This window comes from Hymenobacter sp. BT491, assembly GCF_014349165.1.
Lineage (GTDB): Bacteria > Bacteroidota > Bacteroidia > Cytophagales > Hymenobacteraceae > Hymenobacter > Hymenobacter jejuensis.
Window position 1 is genome coordinate 316,425 of record NZ_JACSJJ010000003.1, and the last position, 12,551, is coordinate 328,975.

Annotated in this window: 10 protein-coding genes; 5 read left to right on the forward strand and 5 right to left on the reverse strand. The window is 57.2% G+C overall.

Annotation, left to right across the window (positions count from 1 at the left end; genetic code table 11):
* Positions 1 to 52 precede the first annotated feature (52 nt).
* The 3 genes from dnaA to H9I52_RS12845 all read right to left on the reverse strand — a co-directional run bounded on the left by dnaA (position 53) and on the right by H9I52_RS12845 (position 3,489).
* The gene (gene dnaA, locus H9I52_RS12835) at positions 53 to 1,549 is read right to left on the reverse strand and encodes a chromosomal replication initiator protein DnaA (protein WP_139516186.1); all 1,497 of its coding nucleotides are present in this window, start codon (positions 1,547 to 1,549) and stop codon (positions 53 to 55) included.
* A 143-nt stretch (positions 1,550 to 1,692) separates the two neighbouring features.
* Positions 1,693 to 2,619, reverse strand: coding sequence for a bifunctional metallophosphatase/5'-nucleotidase (locus H9I52_RS12840; RefSeq protein ID WP_187454202.1), 927 nt, complete (start codon positions 2,617 to 2,619; stop codon positions 1,693 to 1,695).
* 108 nt (positions 2,620 to 2,727) lie between these two features.
* Complete coding sequence (locus tag H9I52_RS12845) at positions 2,728 to 3,489, reverse strand: 5'-nucleotidase C-terminal domain-containing protein (protein ID WP_187454203.1); 762 nt, start codon at positions 3,487 to 3,489, stop codon at positions 2,728 to 2,730.
* 200 nt (positions 3,490 to 3,689) lie between these two features.
* Here H9I52_RS12845 and H9I52_RS12850 point away from each other — a divergent pair, with 200 nt between their 5' ends.
* The 5 genes from H9I52_RS12850 to H9I52_RS12870 all read left to right on the forward strand — a co-directional run bounded on the left by H9I52_RS12850 (position 3,690) and on the right by H9I52_RS12870 (position 10,705).
* Positions 3,690 to 5,477, forward strand: coding sequence for a methylmalonyl-CoA mutase family protein (locus H9I52_RS12850; protein ID WP_187454204.1), 1,788 nt, complete (start codon positions 3,690 to 3,692; stop codon positions 5,475 to 5,477).
* Positions 5,478 to 5,582: 105 nt separating this feature from the next.
* Positions 5,583 to 7,715: a methylmalonyl-CoA mutase gene (gene scpA, locus H9I52_RS12855; RefSeq protein WP_187454205.1), complete on the forward strand. Its 2,133-nt coding sequence runs from the start codon at positions 5,583 to 5,585 to the stop codon at positions 7,713 to 7,715.
* Between the two features lie 2 nt (positions 7,716 to 7,717).
* Positions 7,718 to 8,158 carry a hypothetical protein gene (locus H9I52_RS12860; protein ID WP_187454206.1) on the forward strand — a complete coding sequence of 147 codons (441 nt, stop codon included), beginning with the start codon at positions 7,718 to 7,720 and terminating at the stop codon, positions 8,156 to 8,158.
* A 422-nt stretch (positions 8,159 to 8,580) separates the two neighbouring features.
* The gene (locus H9I52_RS12865) at positions 8,581 to 10,200 is read left to right on the forward strand and encodes an SBBP repeat-containing protein (protein WP_187454207.1); all 1,620 of its coding nucleotides are present in this window, start codon (positions 8,581 to 8,583) and stop codon (positions 10,198 to 10,200) included.
* Positions 10,201 to 10,321: 121 nt separating this feature from the next.
* Positions 10,322 to 10,705 carry a YybH family protein gene (locus H9I52_RS12870; protein ID WP_187454208.1) on the forward strand — a complete coding sequence of 128 codons (384 nt, stop codon included), beginning with the start codon at positions 10,322 to 10,324 and terminating at the stop codon, positions 10,703 to 10,705.
* A gap of 80 nt (positions 10,706 to 10,785) precedes the next feature.
* Here the strand turns inward: H9I52_RS12870 and H9I52_RS12875 are convergent, their stop codons facing one another.
* A complete protein-coding gene (locus H9I52_RS12875; RefSeq protein ID WP_139516178.1) occupies positions 10,786 to 11,280 on the reverse strand; it encodes an ankyrin repeat domain-containing protein in 495 nt (164 codons plus the stop codon).
* 185 nt (positions 11,281 to 11,465) lie between these two features.
* Positions 11,466 to 12,443, reverse strand: coding sequence for an alpha/beta hydrolase (locus H9I52_RS12880; protein ID WP_187454209.1), 978 nt, complete (start codon positions 12,441 to 12,443; stop codon positions 11,466 to 11,468).
* Positions 12,444 to 12,551: the final 108 nt, after the last annotated feature.

The window sequence follows — 12,551 nt, forward strand, 5'->3', positions numbered from 1 at the left end:
TGCTGTTCAGCAGGCCTTTTTCGTAATCTCTTGATTGCCAGATAGTTACAAACTACTTACCGGCAAACTTCTTGCGCAGTTCCTGAATGGTCTGCTTGAAGTTTTTGTCGCTGTCGATCAGGTCCGAAACCGTCTGGACGGAATGAATGACGGTGCTGTGGTCGCGGCCGCCGAAGTTGTGCCCAATGCTTTTGAGCGAATGGCTAGTGTGCTCTTTGGCAAAATACATAGCCACCTGCCGCGCCGTTACCACTTCTTTCTTGCGAGTTTTGGCTTTTAGCAGATCTACTGAAATGCTAAAGTATTCAGCCACAGTCTTTTGAATGAAATCGAGGTTTACTTCCGCCTCTACTTCTTCAATGATGTGGCGCAGTGCCTGTTTGGCCATTTCTAGGTCAATCTCGCGCCGGTTGAGGCTCGATTGGGCAACTAGAGAAATGAGCACGCCTTCCAGCTCGCGCACGTTGGTATTGACAGAATGCGCCAGATACTCTACCACTTGCGGCGGAATATCAATGCCATCCTGCTCCATTTTGTTCTGGATGATGGCCATACGCGTCTCAAAATCAGGGCTTTGCAAATCGGCTGTCAAGCCCCATTTAAAGCGCGACAGCAGGCGATCTTCCAAGCCGTTGAGGTCGCGGGGAGGCCGGTCCGACGTCATCACGATTTGCCGACCAGCTTGGTGCAAGTGGTTGAAGATGTGGAAGAACATCTCCTGCGTCTTGTCCTTGCCCGACAGAAACTGCACGTCGTCCAAAATCAGGATATCCACCAACAAGTAAAAGTTGGCAAAATCCTGCACGCCGTTGTTGCGCAGGCTCTCAATGAACTGATTCGTAAACTTTTCCGCCGACACGTAGAGCACAAACTTATCGGGCGTGGTGGCCTTGATGTGGTTGCCGATGGCCTGCACCAAATGCGTTTTGCCTAGTCCGACGCCGCCGTAAATCATCAGCGGGTTGAAGCTTGTCGTGCCTGGCTTGTTGGCCACCGCCAAGCCCGCCGAGCGCGCCAAACGATTGCAGTCGCCTTCGATGTAGTTTTCGAAGGAATATGTATTGTTGAGCTGCGAATTGAGGTAATTCCGGTCGATAGACTTGACCGCCTCAAAAGGATTCCGCAGCGTGGTGTTGTCTTTGGCAGGAGCGGCGGCAGCGGCGGCCACGTTACGGGCCGAAGCCGTCATGGCGCCGGCCGCAACGGCAGCGGCTTGGCTGGCCACCGGCGAAGGCGCCGCGGTCTTGCGCGAAGTCGGGATGTTGACTGTGCGGGGCTTGTTCTGGCTATTGCCCTGGTCTACAACAATCGAGTACTCCAGCCGACCTTCCGGACCCAGCTCCTGGTAGATGCCCTTCTTGAGTACGTCCACATAGTGCTCTTCCAGCCATTCATAAAAAAATTGGCTAGGCACCTGAATGATTAAAACGTTATTGTGGAGCTGTACGGGCACAATTGGCTCGAACCACGTACGGTAGCTCTGCTCACCAATATTTGCCTTGATGACGCGAAGACAGTTGGCCCATACGGTTCGGCAATCCTTCAGCATCAATCAATTAGGTGCAAAAGCAACAGGTGCTTGGGGCGGGAAAAAGGGTTCGGGCACGGACGTTTAGGCGCCCGTTTTTTCAGGAGGGAGACAAAAATGTGGAAAAGTCAGGAGAGAAAAAAACCCCCTATTGCTTGCTTTTGTCAGGCGGCGCGCACAGGCATGACTGCTGAGCTTGCTACGGTCGGTTGCCGGGTGCCATGGGCAAAAGAATAATCCAAACGGCCCAGGTTAATTCCCGACCAGCCCACTTGGTTGATGAGCGTGCGATGCGCATTGGGGCCGACAATGGGCTCGGGCGCATCCATAAAAGTATGGGTGTGACCACCCAAAATCAGGTCGATGCCGCTTACCTGTGCCGCCAGTTTGCGGTCGTCGATCTTGGCGCTTTCGTACTTGTAGCCGAGGTGCGAAAGGCAAATAACCATGTCACAGCGCTCTGGGCCGCGAAGCTTGGCTACCATGTCCGTGGCCGTGGCCACAGGATCAAGGTATTTGGTAGCGCCAAAGTTGCGGTCGGACACCAGGCCTGCCATCTCAATGCCGAGGCCGAACACGCCGATGCGATGCCCGGCTTTCTCAAATACTTTGTAGGGCTGAAAACGGCCGGCCAAAATAGTTTGAGAAAAATCGTAGTTGGCGATCAAAAAGGGAAAGCCAGCGTTGGGCAGCTGCTTCTGCAAGCCCTCCAGCCCGTTGTCGAAATCGTGGTTGCCGAGGGTACTGGCATCGTAGCCCATCTGGGTCATGAGCTTGTACTCCAGCTCGCCGCCGAAAAAGTTGAAATACGGCGTGCCCTGAAAAATATCGCCCGAATCGAGCAGTAGCACGTTTGGCTCCTGCTGCCGGATCTGCTCAATCAGCGCGGCACGACGGGCCATGCCACCCAGGCCCGCCCACTGCCCGCTGCCCTCCGGGAAGGGTTCGATGCGCGAGTGCATGTCGTTGGTGTGCAGGATAGTAAGCCGGGCGCCCTTGGAATCGCGGGCCATCGCGGGCAGGCTCACCCCGAGCAGGCTTACACTGGCGGCACCAAAAGCGGTATTTTTAAGGAAGTCGCGACGGTTCATGTTGTTGAAATGGTGGCGGTTAGCCAATGTTTCGTATTCAGTAAATTAACTTATAAGCTATTGACAATCAATTATTTATAAAATATTATCCTTTCTTTTCAACCCTGATTACATAACTTTTACGCGGCCCTCCACTTTGGCTTCGATCGGCTTGCCTTGCTTGGTCAGGCTGCGGATGTGGTCAGCGATGGCATTGCGCAACAATACGCCAGTGCTCCGGGGCTTTATCGCCTTGAAGAACACCATGTTATCGCCGCCACCAGCTAAGTAATCGGAGATGGCGACGGTGTACGTACGGGCCGGCTCGAAGGGCTTGCCACCCACGCGAATGTTGGCCGGCTTGCCATCCGGGCCTACACTATAGGTAACGTTGGAAAGCGCCATTTTGAGATGCGCCGCGTAGTCAAATAGCTGCTGCATAACCGGGCCGGGCGTATCAAGGACTACCAACTCATTTTCGAACGGCATCAACTCAAACACTGAGCCCAACGTGATGTTGCCGGCGGGCAAGGCCGCGCGCAGGCCGCCGTTGGTCATCACGCCAACGTCGATGGATTGACTCAGCGCTTTGGAAGCCCGTTCGCGCTGAATATCCGCCACAAAGTTGGCCAAGGGTGATTCGCCGTTGTTTTTGGTGATGGCTACAGGTGCCATCCCGATTACTTCGGTCATCTGCTGGGTTACACGCTGCTTATAGGGCTCGATGACGGCGGCCACTTTGGGGTCCTCGGCGTAGGCTTTGCCGACGGGCTGGGCCGTAACCGGAGCCAGCTCAGGCTTAGCTACATAGCTACCCCGCTGACAGGCAGGAGTGAGCGCTACAGCGGCCAATAAGCTCAGGGCTGCGACGCGGGAACGAAAGAATTGCATTGAAAAACGGGCTGGGTAGTTGGCAAAGGTAAGCCCGGCTCAGATTATTTGGTTCAGAACTGGTGCGTTGGATGCAAAAGTCGGCGCGGAATTGCTGCCTGCGTTTCGAATCAGCAAGCCCGTTTCGGCTGTCTAAGGCCAATCTGGTATCTTTAGGGCAGTCTGTTCTTCGATTTGCTAGGTTTCCACCCCCTATCGCTATGGCTGATACGCCGCCCACCGTGCCCGTTTCTTTTTCTGAGTTCGAACCCGTGACGACCGCGGCCTGGCAGGAGCGCATCCGCCGCGACCTGAAAGGCGCTGATCCGGCAGAGTTGGAATGGCGACTGCCGGATGGCCTCATCGTGCAGCCTTTCTACCACCGCGAAGCCCTGGAAGCCCTTGGCACCTTGCCGCCGCCCCAAATACGTACTGGCACTGCCGGCAACGCGTGGCTGAACGTGCCCACGCATTTCGTAGGGGCATCAGACACGGGGCGCGCATTCATAGATCGGGCAGCGGACGCAATCGCGAGCGGTGCCGACGGTGCCCATTTCGAGCTGACTGACACCACAGCTTTCGACCTAACATATCTGCACGAGCGCCTGCCGCTGGACACCGCTTACGTGGGCTATACCATCCGCACGGGGCCGGGGGCTTTCGTGAAACGCCTGCTGGCTACCGGCGCTACGGTGTTGCGGGGCTTTTTGCGCTGCGACCCCATCACTAACCATGCGCCCGACCTACACCACCAGCTGGCGGAACTGCGGGAAGCCATTTCCCTCACCCACGACATGCCCGAATTTCGCAGTCTGGCGCTGAATGGCGCATTTTTCGGCAACCGGGGCGGCACGGCTACGCAGCAGATAGCTTTTGCGTTGGCGGCGGCTTCGGCCTACCTGAGCAGCCTGCCGACCGCCGCGCTCTCCGTGGCCGAGGTGGCAGCGGCCATGCAAGTAAATGTGGCCGTCAACCCCAGCTATTTTCTGGAAATCGCGAAGCTGCGGGCCTTCCGCAAGCTCTGGGCTACACTGCTTTGCGCCTACGGACTGCCCGTGGAGGCCGCTGCCCAGCTGCGCCTCTTTGCCGGCACTGCTACCTGGTCGCAGACGACGCTCGACCCGTACACCAACCTGCTGCGCGTCACGACCGAAACCATGGCTGCCGTGCTGGGCGGCGCCGATGCCGTAAGCGTGGCGCCTTTCGACAAGCTGTTTCACGAGCCCAATGATTTCTCCGACCGTCTGGCCCGCAATCTGTCGGTCATCCTGCGCGAAGAATCGCACCTTGATCTGGTTACCGATCCGGCGGCGGGCTCTTATTACCTAGAAACCCTCACCGATCAGTTGGCGCAGGAAGCGTGGGCTTTGTTCCAACGCATCGAAGCGCAAGGCGGAATGCCGAGCGCGCTGGGCCTGATGATGCAGGAGTTGCTGGTGGTCGCGCAGCAGCAGTTTAAAGACATTGCCACCGGCGAAAAGGTAGTAGTAGGGACCAACCGCTTTCAGGACCCCAACGAAACCTTCGATTACAACCCCAAAAAGCTGTTGCGCAGCCGCGAGTTCGACGCCACCCGGGCTGCATACCCGACCGAAGTGCTACGCTTGGCAACGGCTCTGCATTTTCAGCGCCGCGAAAAAAAGCATAAGCGGGCGGCAGTCGTGCTGCTGGGCCCGCACACCAACCAGATGATTCTGGAGTCGTTTCTGCGGCTGTTGCCAGCCGAGGAACGAGCTGCCCTAGATGCCCGCACGCCGGACGGTAAGCTGTCGGTGCTGTTTTCCTCGCCCGAAGCCGCAACGCTGATGTACGCGACGCCCGATCAGTTTGGCCTGTTTGCCCGCGTCGTGTGCCACGTCTCGAAGGAAGACCACGATTTTATTCCGCCGCACCTGCTCACCGCCGACATGGCCACCATGCAGGAAGCCATTGCCTTGTTCGGGTTTGAGGAATTTACGGTGCAAGGCTACAGCACCGAAGACGTGCTCGCCCGTTTGCAGGGCCGCTAAACGGTCTTCAAAAATTATTCGCTGCTTATAATCACCAAAGGCATAATCATAAGTAATTGATTATCAATAATTTATAAATAACAATAAAGCTCACAATCCACCGCCATGAAGCCCGACTTTTCCCGCATTGCCTATAACGCCTCGCCCCTGCCCCCGGCCCCTGCCGAAGCCACCGAAGCCGCTACTGCTGAGCAGATTCCGCTAAAAAGCTACTACACGGCTGCCGACGTGGCCGGCCTCGACCACCTGGGTTTTGGGGCGGGCGTGGCGCCGTATCTGCGCGGGCCCTATGCCACGATGTACGTGCAGAACCCCTGGACAATTCGGCAATACGCGGGCTTTTCGACGGCGGAAGAGTCGAACGCCTTCTATCGGCGCAACCTGGCGGGCGGGCAAAAAGGCTTGTCGGTGGCGTTTGACTTGGCCACGCACCGCGGTTACGACTCCGACCACCCACGCGTGGTGGGCGACGTGGGCAAAGCCGGCGTAGCCATTGATACCGTGGAGGATATGAAAATCCTCTTCGACCAGATTCCGCTGGATCAGATGTCGGTATCGATGACCATGAACGGGGCGGTGCTGCCCATCATGGCCTTTTACATCGTGGCGGCCGAAGAGCAGGGCGTAACGCCGGAAAAGCTGGCGGGCACTATTCAGAACGACATCCTGAAAGAGTTCATGGTGCGCAACACCTACATCTACCCACCCGAGCCGAGCATGCGCATCATTGCCGATATTTTTGCTTACACGGCCAAGCACATGCCGCGCTTCAACTCCATCAGCATCAGCGGCTACCACATGCAGGAAGCCGGCGCCACCGCCGATCTGGAGTTGGCTTACACCTTGGCCGATGGTCTCGAATACGTACGCGCCGGCTTAGCCGTGGGCATGGACGTTGATCAGTTTGCGCCGCGCCTCTCCTTCTTCTGGGCCATCGGCATGAACCACTTCATGGAGATTGCCAAGATGCGCGCCGGGCGTTTGCTGTGGGCCAAGCTCATGAAGCAGTTTAACCCGCAGAATCCCAAGTCGTTGGCACTGCGCACGCATTGCCAGACGTCGGGTTACTCGCTCACCGAGCAGGACCCCTTCAACAACGTGGCCCGCACCTGCATTGAGGCGTTGGCAGCGGCGCTGGGCGGCACCCAGAGCCTGCATACCAACGCGCTGGACGAAGCCATGGCCCTGCCCACCGACTTTTCGGCCCGCATCGCCCGCAACACCCAGCTCTACCTTCAGCACGAAACCGATATCACGCGCGTCGTCGATCCGTGGGGTGGCTCGTACTACGTCGAAAGCCTCACGCACCAGCTCGCCGACAAGGCCTGGGCGCTGATTCAGGAGGTGGAAGCGCTCGGCGGCATGGCCAAAGCCATCGAAACCGGGTTGCCCAAAATGCGCATCGAGGAAGCCGCAGCCCGCAAGCAGGCGCGCATCGACTCGGGCAAGGAAATCATTGTGGGTGTAAACAAATACCGCCCCAGCGAGGAGCAGAAAATCGATGTACTCAGCATCGACAACGCCGCCGTGCGCGAATCGCAGATTGCGCGCCTCAACCAAATCAAGGCGGAGCGCAACTCCGAAGCCGTGCAGCAAGCCCTCGACGCCCTGACCGAAGCCGCCCGCTCCGGCAACAGCAATCTACTGGAACTAGCCGTGCAAGCTGCCCGCGTGCGTGCCACGCTGGGGGAAATTTCCGACGCGCTGGAGAAAGTATACACCCGTCACCAAGCCACAATTCGCGCCATTTCGGGCGTGTATTCCTCGGAGATGAACTACGACGAAGAGTTTGCCCGCACCAAGCAAATGACCGATGACTTCGCCGCCCGCGAAGGCCGGCGCCCGCGCATCATGGTGGCCAAAATGGGCCAGGACGGCCACGACCGCGGCTCCAAAGTCATCGCCACTTCCTTCGCCGACGTGGGCTTCGACGTGGATATTGCGCCGCTGTTTCAAACCCCCGACGAAGTAGCCCGCCAAGCCGCCGAAAACGACGTGCACGTAGTGGGCGTGAGCAGCCTCGCCGCCGGCCATAAAACCCTGATTCCGCAGCTGATTGAGGAGCTAAAGAAACTGGATCGTGCTGATATTCTGGTGATTGCAGGCGGCGTTATTCCGGCTCAGGATTATCAGTTTTTGTATGATGCGGGCGTGGCCGGCGTGTACGGGCCAGGGACTGTGATTGCTGTGGCCGCGCAGGAGATACTCAGGAAGCTGACGGAGCAACAAGAAGCCTAATAATGCGCATCGACGAAATAGACCAAGAAGATGCGGATATCGACTGGTTCGCTACGGACAGCAACGGCTGTATTCTACACGTTGCCTCTGGCGGCGGGATATTGCCCGAATCAGTTGCCGCTTCGCAGGAAGCACTGCTGGAGCTTCATCAGTATTTCCTGACGCTCCCAGAAACCGATTCGCCGGTGGTAACAGAAGCGGATGCCGGGGCCGATGAAGGCAGCTACCAAGGATTTGCACGCTACGCCCGCCGCGGTCTGTTTTCCTTTGCCAAAACCCGCCTCCACGACCGGGCTGATACGCGCTACTATTTAGTGGCCCGGCCCCAGCGCCCGCTTACCGTGGCGGAACTGCCCAAGGACATTGCCACCCTGCTGCGCCGAACCCAGCTTCCAAGTTCCGTCGCCCAGCAAAACGCTTTCGACGCAGCTACCATTTTATAAATACCTCAAACCGGCCCGCTCTTCCAGCGGGCCGGTTTCGTTTAAGCGGTACATGAGCGCCTGCCCTTATTTAAAATTGCTACCTGCCCTTATTTAAAATTGCTAAAGGCTAACCTTGCTCACAGCATAGTTGGACATTTTTATATTATATAATTATATCAATTTTTATTATGACTTTAATTATTAAAATTGTAAATCAAATCCGCGAGCCTTATAGCTAAGGTTCATGGAGCCGCTTTAGGCGGGATGGAGACTGACTGTCGGTAAATAGCGCATCGGCAGCAACGTGTGGCGGAGGAGTGTGTAGAAGCTATGTCGGATGATGCCGACGCAAAAACAGAGTATCGTATCTGTCTTGTAGTACCGCTCAGCGCCTTGATACAGGCCCTTTTCTCAATTTCTATACTCTGAGCTTTTTTGTGATGAAACACTTTTTCTCGGTTCTTTTTTGGTTGGTCTCTCTTACGGCCAGCGCACAATCGGCGTGGACTTTTGCCTACCCCATTAGCGACCTAAATGGCGCAATGGACGTGGCAACGGATGCCGATAACAACTTCTACGTTACGGGTCGCTTCACAGGCTCTATGTCCTTGGGTGGCAAGCAGTTAACTAGTTCGGGCCTGTGCGTGTACATTGCCAAGTGCAAACCCAACGGCCAAGTAGCCAAAGTCATTCAATTGGCAGCTTCCGGCGATGCGTTACCCACCAGCATTGCCGTCGACAAGGCCGGCAACAGCTATCTCACGGGCAGCTTTTCGGGCACCCTGAGCTACGCCACCGGCCCGAAGTCTGGGTCGGTAACGTCGGTGTCCGGCAGCGATATTTTTGTTTTGAAGTGCGGCGCCAACGGCGTGGTGCGCTGGATCAAGCAGGCCGGCAACCAAGGAGGCAGCCCCAGCGGCTCCAGCTCCGGCTGGGGCGTAGCGGTTGACCTGGCCGGCAACAGCTACGTAACCGGCTCAGTATCTGGCGAAAACATTGCTTTCGAATCGCTCACCTTTCCCCAGCACTTCGGCCGGCAGGCCTTTGTGGCCAGCTATTCCCCACAGGGGGCGTTGCGGTGGGCGCGGGTGTGGTCAAGTCAGAGCGACAATGGCGTATGCCAGGGCGGCGGCGTGGCCGTAGACAATGCGGGCAGCTGCTACGTAAGTGGCAACTTCACCGCGGGCTGGACGCTCGATGGCACCACGGTGACCAGCGAGGGTGGCAGCGTTTTCTTGGCCAAATTTAACGCTCGGCAAGGGCGACTGGTATGGGCCAAGGGGCAGCTGCCGTACGGCGACGGCCGCAGCATTGACACCGACCGAAAAGGTAACATCTACATTGCCAGCAACTTCTCCGGCACCGCCACCATCGGTACCACTACCCTCACCAGCGCTGGCAACACCGACGGGTTTGTGGCTCGCTTCAACCCGCAGGGAAACGTAAAATGGGCTACTGCGCTGGGCGGCCCCGAAAGCGACTACATCAGCGACATTGCCGTCGATCAGCAGTCGGGGAAAGTGTTTGCGACGGGCATGATGAACTTTACCTATAACTCTACTAATCAATCGTTTTTGGCGCAACTCAATCCTGATGGGCAAAAGGAGTTTTCCGAGCTCGTTAGTGGGCCAGGCACCAGTTCGGCGGGTAAGCTGGCCATCGATTCCAAGCACAACCTCTACACGACCGGCGCCTTCACGGGAAGCTGCGGATTTGGTCCAGTTTCGCTGAAAAGCGTGCACACGCAAGGCTACATCGGGCGCTACAGCATCAAATCCGTGTCGCAGGTCAGCACGCCGCCTTCGGTTACGGTCAGCATCTTCCCCAATCCCGTGCAGAGCCGGTTTACGCTCCAGCTCGCCAGCAGCGAAAAGGTGGAGGCCCTGCAAGCCACGTTGTACTCGTATCAGGGCCGGGCAGTGGCGTCGCATGCGCTCCAGCCCCTGTCCAATCTGGCCGAAATCAATTTCGACACGACCAAGATTCCGGATGGCCTGTACGTGCTTCAGCTCGAATATAAACAAGGCATCAGCTTCCGCATGGTCACGGTGCACCACTAACAAAGACGTCGAAAATCATCTCCCGCCAGCTAGGCTAACGCCTTGGTAGGCAAGCGAAAAAAGAGTAGGTTTAGCCAGGCCCACATCTTTTACTTCCACCCTCTTAACCGCCAGCCTGCCCATGGAAATCATCGACACCCTGCTTGACGAAATCCGTCACGCCAACGACCAGTTCGAAAGCTCTTTCGACCGCGGCGACGTGGCCGCCATTGCCAGCCTCTACACCAAAGAAGGCTCGCTGCTGCCCCCCGGCAGCGGCCCGATTACGGGTAGCGAGGCCATTGCGTCCTTCTGGAAGGGCGGTATGGACATGGGCATCAAGCAGGTGCGGTTGCACTCGATGGAGGTAGAAAGTTTCGGCGATACGGCCATTGAGCTGGGCCAATACCGCCTCAACGGCGCCGAAGGCCAACAAATGGACCACGGCAAGTACATCGTGATGTGGAAGAAGGAAGGCAACGACTGGAAAATTCAGCGCGACATCTGGAACACCAGCGGCGAATAACGCCCGGCATTTCTGCATCAAGCACATAGAAAAAGCCCCGACCATCCAGCCGGGGCTTTTTCTATGTGCTTTACAGTCAATTACTTACTAATTTGCTCGAATATCTGCAAAGCTTCTTCGTTGCCTTGCTGAATGGCCAAGTCGTGGGCCGTAAGGCCGCGCACGTCGCGGATGGTGGTATCGGCGCCGGCATCGAGCATGACTTTTACCAAGTTGTTGCGCCCAAACAGGGTGGCAAACATGAGGGCCGTGCCGCCGTTGCCGTTTTGCAGATTCAGGTCGGCGCCGCGCTCGATCAGCAGCTGCGCGATTTCGGGGTAGCCCTTGAAGCACACGCCCATGAGCGCGTTGTTGCCGGCGACGTCCTGCACGTTGGGGTCGGCGCCGGCGTCGAGCAACAGTTGCGTGGCTTCCAGGTGACCATCGTAGGCGGCCACAATCAGCGGCGTAAAGCCCTTGCTGTTCTGGATGTTGACGTTGGTGTTGTTGGCGACCAGCTGCTGCAAATACGCCACATCGCCTTTGCGAGCGGCATCAAACAACAGGTCTTCGGGTTGAGTGGAGTAAAAGGACATCGGAAAAAAGCAGTTTGGCGGACGATTTACCGTCCATACGGGAATTGCGCCAGAAGAGTCGGGCGCAGAGCTACAGGGTTTTGCTGCGGTTGGAGTGCCAACCACTTACGTCGGCACTTGTTTAACAAGTCAGTATTCAACAAGCTAAATATTTAACAATCAAATGCTTATATAATAGAAGTATTTCACTCTACGGGCGGCAAAACCGTGGCTAGCCATTCGAAAATCTGGCGGTAGGCTTCGCTGCGCACCGGTTCGCGCGACAAGATCAGGTCGTGCATGCCGCCTTCGATGGCCCGCACCGTCACGCGTGGGCCCAGGCGCGGCGCCAGCTTCCGAATGTGCTGCACGTTCAGCACGCCATCGGTCCGGAAAAAATCGTCGTTGAAGGGGCGGTAGCGGCGGAGCGTGCGGTCGGAGTGCAGCACCAACACGGGCTGCGCCACGCTCAGGCCCCGCGCCACTTGCCGATGCCCCTTGCGAATGGCGCGCAACCACCCGGCATTGACCGGAAATACTTCTACCGGCTTCCACGCCAGGTTGTAGTCCCACTCGCCGCGAAACTGCCGGTGCAGGCTTTCGCCGTAGCCGCGTCCCAACGAGGCCCGCGGCGTCAGATTAGGGAATATTGCGCCCACCCGCGTAAGCAACGGCAGGGCAACCCGGCGGACGAGCCACGGCAGGTTCATTTCGAAAAACGGACTATTAAGTACCAGCGCCGCCAACGCAGCGCGGTGCGCCCCGGCATCGGCATAGAGCGCGGCAATCAGGCCGCCGGTTGAGTGCGCATTGAGCACAACGGTCTGGTTGCCTTCCGCCCGAACCAGGTCGAGGGCAGCGTCCAGATCGGGAAAATATTCGCGCAGGTCGCGGACGTTGTTTGGGCGCTGGTGCGGCAGCAGCGAGCGGCCGTATTTGCGCAGATCCAGGGCATAGAATTGAAATCCGTGGGCCAGCCACTGCTCGGCCAGTTCCCGCTGAAAGAAATAATCGGTAAAGCCGTGCAAATACAGCACCGCCCGGTTGGCAGCAGCTCGCGGGTTTCGCTTCCGAATAATTGTGCAGCGCACAGGCCCTTCATAATCATTGGGTTGCGCAATGGAGTGTTGTTCAAACCCTTCGCCCAATACATCGGGCACGTATGTTGGAGGAGCGAATGACATAGTCCAAGCCAATATATTATTTCGTGATTTATTATAACTTATTTGCCATATCTTTCAATCAGCAAAAACCAACTACGTGTGTATAGCCCAGAGGGCGCTTCAGCATTC

Coding starts and splice junctions, on each gene's coding strand:
- dnaA (WP_139516186.1), bottom strand. CDS start 1,549: ATGCTGAAGGATTGCCGAACCGTATGGGCCAACTGTCTTCGCGTCATC.
- H9I52_RS12840 (WP_187454202.1), bottom strand. CDS start 2,619: ATGAACCGTCGCGACTTCCTTAAAAATACCGCTTTTGGTGCCGCCAGT.
- H9I52_RS12845 (WP_187454203.1), bottom strand. CDS start 3,489: ATGCAATTCTTTCGTTCCCGCGTCGCAGCCCTGAGCTTATTGGCCGCT.
- H9I52_RS12850 (WP_187454204.1), top strand. CDS start 3,690: ATGGCTGATACGCCGCCCACCGTGCCCGTTTCTTTTTCTGAGTTCGAA.
- scpA (WP_187454205.1), top strand. CDS start 5,583: ATGAAGCCCGACTTTTCCCGCATTGCCTATAACGCCTCGCCCCTGCCC.
- H9I52_RS12860 (WP_187454206.1), top strand. CDS start 7,718: ATGCGCATCGACGAAATAGACCAAGAAGATGCGGATATCGACTGGTTC.
- H9I52_RS12865 (WP_187454207.1), top strand. CDS start 8,581: ATGAAACACTTTTTCTCGGTTCTTTTTTGGTTGGTCTCTCTTACGGCC.
- H9I52_RS12870 (WP_187454208.1), top strand. CDS start 10,322: ATGGAAATCATCGACACCCTGCTTGACGAAATCCGTCACGCCAACGAC.
- H9I52_RS12875 (WP_139516178.1), bottom strand. CDS start 11,280: ATGTCCTTTTACTCCACTCAACCCGAAGACCTGTTGTTTGATGCCGCT.
- H9I52_RS12880 (WP_187454209.1), bottom strand. CDS start 12,443: ATGTCATTCGCTCCTCCAACATACGTGCCCGATGTATTGGGCGAAGGG.